We start from the raw sequence: 5,142 nt of genomic DNA, 5'->3' as shown, positions 1-5,142 counted from the left end.
TTACTTTTTTTGTTGTGTCAGCTAAAAAATAGTAAAAAAGTCGAGTGTAGGGAATGGGCGTTCGGCGAAGACGGACTGACGGGGAGCGCCCAAAAGCGCTCCAACGGCAGTGACGGCGGGACGGCGGAGCCGAGAAAGGAGGAGCGCGAGCGACGAGTTTCTTATTGACTTGATTTTAGTTAAACTTTACGAGAAAAATAAAAGAATCGCAGAGCAGTGCGGTGTGAGGAGGGTAAGACGATGGCAGTTTCTAAAGTGGATGCTTTTATTAATAATCATGACTATGTCCGAGTGACCGACATGGGGCATATTGTCGAAATTCAGTATATGGAACATTGGAATCGTACTTGCCCGATTCTGAAATTAAACCGTTCTGAATATCTCGTGAAGAGTACGGGGGAAATTGGAGAATTTAAAAAATCGGAAACACGAAAAGATAACATGAATTCCTTGCGACAATCGTTTAAGCGCTTGTCTTACTTGATTAATGCGAATTTTAATGGGGCTGGTAATGAACTTTGGATTACGATGACGTATCGAGAGAATATGACGGATAGAGTGCAGGCTCGCAAGGACTTTGATAAATTTTTAAAACGATTTAAATATTATTGTCGAAAAAAATGGGGGAAAACTCGCGGTCATTTAGAATATGTGAAAGCTACAGAGCCACAGGAACGTGGGGCATGGCATTTTCATATGTTAGTGAAATTCCCGTTGATGAAAAAAGTTTATATTGATAATGACACCTATGCGAAGATTTGGAAGCATGGCATCACGAAAGTGAAACGTCCAGATAAAACGGATAATATGGGGGCATACTTTACAAGCTATTTAACGAACGTAGCGGTCGATTGTGACGAAGAAGGGTATTTATATACCGAAGAAGATGAAAAACGCGTAGACGAGCTTCTGGGGGCTCCTGGAGCGTCTCCAGTTTTAACTGATACTAGAGACCAGTCGAAAAAAGTCGTAAAAGGTGGACGACTACATATGTACGAAAGTGGCATGCAGTTACATAATCATTCACGTGGAATTAAAATGCCGAATCGGAAGGATATGAAGTTGAAGAAGGCACAGAAATGTTATGGGTTTAAGCCTGAAAATTTAACGCTTCGCAAATCCTTGAAAATTGAAGATGTGGAAAATGATTTTGAGAACATCTTGATTATTGAACAGTATAATTCAGAGGTTTGGAATACAGATTCATTTTTGGCGAAACGTCAAATTTGGTATCAACGTTTATTGAAAGCTGAAGCGGACGAAGAAGACGACTGGATAGAGTTGTGCCGAAATGAATTAGCTAAAATTGAACAGAAATACGAGCGAATAAAAGCCTATGAAGAGCATGCCCACGCTGAAAAAAAGGGTATGGCTTAAGGTGTCTTTGATGCGATCAAAAATGTAGGGTTTTGTGTGGTTTTTATTTATTTTTAGAGCACGAACACCTAGAAGGTGTATAAGTGCGCCCTTTGTTTTTTGAAAGCTTCGCAGAACTCATTTTTTACGTAGTAAAGTATAATGAGCTACACTTTACTTGGAAGTTCACCGAATTAGTTTGGTTTAACTGGAATAAACGGAGTCCCTAAAAAGGAGTGGAACGAATTGGAAGAAAAGACCATAACGGAACTAGCTAAAGAGATAGGGATATCGCGTCAGGCTATGTATAAGCGTGTCAACCAATTACCGACAACGTTGTCACCTAAAAAGGTTGACGGGGTTTACAAATTAAACGTTGATGCGATAAGGTTTATAAAAAATAGTGTCAACCAGATTGACAACGAAAATGACAACTTAGTTGTCAAAGAAATTGACAGGTTGTCACAGCAAATTGAGGACTTAAAAGAGGATAAAACACAGTTGAATGAACAGTTAAAAACAAAAGATAAGCAACTAGAAACGATGCAAAAATTAGTTGACCAACAACAACAACTTTTGTTAAAAGAACAGCAAAAAACGCAGTTATTTTTGGAAGAAGCTAAGATGGAGTCAGAGAGTGGAAATAAGAATTTTTTCAAACGTCTATTTCATAAATAAATACAGCAAAAGTAAAATTTTAAAAAACTATTTTACTTTTGCTGTATTTCAGGTTATTGGAGATAAATTGTATAGTTATTGAATTGTTTGTTTACTTTTTTTGTATTTATATCTAATTATGGCTGTAAATCCTAAATAAACAATAATTCCTGTCATATAATATGTAATACCACCATTCCAGTTTATTAGTACAAATAACAGTAAGAGTATACTAGAAATGATTCGCATGTTATTATAAACATTTTTTTTCAATTTATCTCACCTTCTTACTTTAATGACGTATTTTAGTGACGCGGGTTACAGATTTAATGAATTTTTTGTGTTTTTTATCTTTATAGAAATAATACACTGTTTTTTCTGAAACGGGAAGTAATGAGTGATGAGCTCCTTTTAGATAGTTTCTGTATGTCTTTTGAACAACATAAGCATTGGAACCGTACATTGAGTGATATAGGGAAGCTATTTGGATAGCTGTTCTTGCCTTTGCCCATGGAATTATTGATGATATTGTGATTGACATAGCTCCAACGGTGAATTTTCTAAATTTCTTACTATAGCTGATTTTACCCCAATATTTATATCCTGTATAACTAGATTTGGCATAAGCTACGTTTTCATTGCCATTTTGTAAAATGTTAATTGTTGGTGATACTGTAAATCCGAAGACTAACAATAGTGCGATCCCTATTTTAATTACTTTTTTTTGAATTATTTTCATTTTGATTCTCTCCTTTTTTGAATTATTGTGAAAAGTAATGATAAATATGACTATAAATTTTGTGATAAGAAGGGTGAAACAATGAAAAATAAATATTTATTAGCTTATGAGTGGATTAATTGGTCTATAGTTTTCTTTTTAATCATTCTATTGGTTATCATGAATTTAATTTCAGTTACAATTGCATTGAGTTTTTACATATTAATTATGTTTTTAAGCATTATACAAGTGTTCTTAGATGATAAAATCAAACCGAAGAATAAAAGAATATATTGGAATTTGATTGTTGTAGTTGTGTTAATAATTTTGATTTTTATAAGCTAATAATATTTGTGTTTATGTCTGTGCAATCCAAATCTTTAGCGGACGGCATGCTATGGGGATAGTTAAGAAAAGTATATACACAGACATATAACTATAGCTTGAAGGAAGAGTAATATTCTGTTAATTTAAGATATTTTTGATATACTAAAAGTAAATAGGCTAAGCCACTTGATAATCACTGCCATGTAATCAAGTGGTTATTTTTGCTTTTTGTACTGATTAGCTAGCCCCCAATTAAGCCGTGTTCCATCGGCTTAATGCCAAAAATAAAACTAAATAGAACCATAATTAATTCCTCCTTTCAAACTACATGTTTAAATTAACATAAAAATCTGTTAGTTTTTCAAACTTGTACCTGAAAGTATAAAAGGGGGTTGGAAGATGGAAAAAGAGAAAAAAATAACGGGAGAAACGCTACGTATTTTACGGAAAAATGCAAATAATTCCGTACTGAAATTTTATGGAGGTGTTATATCAACGCAATATGCTTATCGGGTTGAGAGAGGAATTCAACAAATTGGATTAAATAAATTAAATCAAATTTTGAATAAAAATGATATTTTATTCGATGAATTTTTGTTTATTAAAAATAATTTTAACAAACAAGAGTTTGAGCAAATTATGGATCAATTTTTTGAGATTCAAAGTAGCTTAGAAGTGGAGAAAATCAGTCTATTACTGAAAAGAATCGACAAGGTGGGCAAAAAAGAAGATTCTTTTTTAAGTTATCTATACATACTTTTGCAAGGTTATATAGAATTCAATAAGAACAGAAATATATTTTTTTTAAAACAAAAAGTCTATGAAATATGGACAGGATTAGCAAAAAAAGAAGAGTGGACATACTGTGATTTAGTCATGATTTCGAATATCATTTATGTGTTTGATGTAGCTGATTTAGAATCAATGTTGAAGCGCATTCTTAAAGAATTTAAGAGATATGAAAAGTTTAAGAATATACGACGATTGAAAATGAAAATGCTATTTAATTGCTGCACAGCTTTTAGATTAAATAATCAAGTTAAAAAAACAAAGCCGATTTTAAATCAAATTCTTAATATGGCTATTTCTGCGCATGATGGGCTTATCATTTGTGAATGTGAATTTCGATTGGCTGAAATTGATTGGTTAGAAGGAAAAAAGTCGCTTAAAGCCATAAATAGCAAGCTGGAAAAGATATTTATTACACTTAGTGTAATGAGATATCCAGAAATTGTGGAGGATTTAAAAGAAGACTGGGAAAGACGTACAGGTAATAGATGGATTAAACAGGAAGAGTCAATGGTAAATGTCTGACTGAACGAAGAGAAGGAATTTAAGGAGTTGACTCAAGCGTCTGAATTACACACTAATTGCGTAGCAATCGAAACCTATTCGATTGCCTGCCTAACGGCGAGTGTGTTTTTTGTGAAAGTTTTTGCGGAGCTTTTTTCAAAAAGCGAATGGGGGTTAATAAAATGTTGGAGGAAGGAAATCGAGTTATTTTGTTAGATAATTATGTGATTGGTCCAAAGGGGGCGAAAGGAGTTGTTTTAAAGATTAGAGACTTCAATGCCAAGGTTTGTTTAGATGATGGTGCCATAGGTTGGATAATGGAATGGGATTTAAATGTGGTAGGAGAGAAAAACTAATTTATATAGGTTAACGCTTGCAAAAGCATGAAATTAGAGATATTCTAAAAACAACTTCATAACGGATGCGAAAAAAGCCTATGAGTTAGCGCTCACAGACTTTTTATACCAAGTAAGAAAGGTGATGCTTTCTTACGAGGCTTCGCCTATTAAGTTACTTTGTTTTTAAAAACGTAAGTATATCGGCAATACCCGATACGCTTATCTTATAAACAAAGACTTAATAAGTCAATCGGAAAGTAAACGGATTGATAGTGAAAACCTTGTAAGAATGGACGAAAAGCCTTACAAGCGAGCTATTGAGACGTTTACTTTTTTTGTTGTGTCAGCTAAAAAATAGTAAAAAAGTCGAGTGTAGGGAATGGGCGTTCGGCGAAGACGGACTGACGGGGAGCGCCCAAAAGCGCTCCAACGGCAGTGACGGCGGGACGGCGG

The 5,142-nt window shown here is 34.1% G+C and carries 5 protein-coding genes; 4 read left to right on the top strand and 1 reads right to left on the bottom strand.

The genetic code is table 11. The features are described from left to right. Positions 1–240: 240 nt before the first annotated feature. Both CFT42_RS14630 and CFT42_RS14625 read left to right on the top strand, forming a co-directional pair. Complete coding sequence (locus tag CFT42_RS14630; RefSeq protein ID WP_088816543.1) at positions 241–1,377, top strand: rolling circle replication-associated protein; 1,137 nt, start codon at positions 241–243, stop codon at positions 1,375–1,377. 225 nt (positions 1,378–1,602) lie between these two features. Beyond that, complete coding sequence (locus CFT42_RS14625) at positions 1,603–2,034, top strand: hypothetical protein (protein WP_088816542.1); 432 nt, start codon at positions 1,603–1,605, stop codon at positions 2,032–2,034. A gap of 271 nt (positions 2,035–2,305) precedes the next feature. On the opposite strand, the gene CFT42_RS14620 is transcribed toward CFT42_RS14625, so the two are convergent. Further along, positions 2,306–2,752, bottom strand: a complete 447-nt coding sequence (locus CFT42_RS14620) for a hypothetical protein (RefSeq protein ID WP_088816541.1) — start codon at positions 2,750–2,752, stop codon at positions 2,306–2,308. A 705-nt stretch (positions 2,753–3,457) separates the two neighbouring features. Here CFT42_RS14620 and CFT42_RS14610 point away from each other — a divergent pair. Then, complete coding sequence (locus CFT42_RS14610; RefSeq protein WP_088816539.1) at positions 3,458–4,372, top strand: Rgg family transcriptional regulator; 915 nt, start codon at positions 3,458–3,460, stop codon at positions 4,370–4,372. Between the two features lie 161 nt (positions 4,373–4,533). Then, positions 4,534–4,707 (top strand): hypothetical protein, encoded by a 174-nt coding sequence (locus CFT42_RS14815; RefSeq protein ID WP_159458190.1) that lies wholly within the window; start codon positions 4,534–4,536, stop codon positions 4,705–4,707. Positions 4,708–5,142 lie beyond the last annotated feature (435 nt).

The organism is Listeria goaensis (genome assembly GCF_900186125.1).
Taxonomy (GTDB): Bacteria; Bacillota; Bacilli; order Lactobacillales; family Listeriaceae; genus Listeria; species Listeria goaensis.
The sequence above is the reverse complement of the archived record's forward strand: the minus strand, read 5'-3'. Positions and strand labels throughout refer to the sequence as shown.

What these genes read in the sequence shown, in the direction of transcription:
- CFT42_RS14630 (WP_088816543.1), top strand. Translation starts at nt 241, where the DNA reads ATGGCAGTTTCTAAAGTGGATGCTTTTATTAATAATCATGACTATGTC.
- CFT42_RS14620 (WP_088816541.1), bottom strand. Translation starts at nt 2,752, where the DNA reads ATGAAAATAATTCAAAAAAAAGTAATTAAAATAGGGATCGCACTATTG.
- CFT42_RS14610 (WP_088816539.1), top strand. Translation starts at nt 3,458, where the DNA reads ATGGAAAAAGAGAAAAAAATAACGGGAGAAACGCTACGTATTTTACGG.
- CFT42_RS14815 (WP_159458190.1), top strand. Translation starts at nt 4,534, where the DNA reads ATGTTGGAGGAAGGAAATCGAGTTATTTTGTTAGATAATTATGTGATT.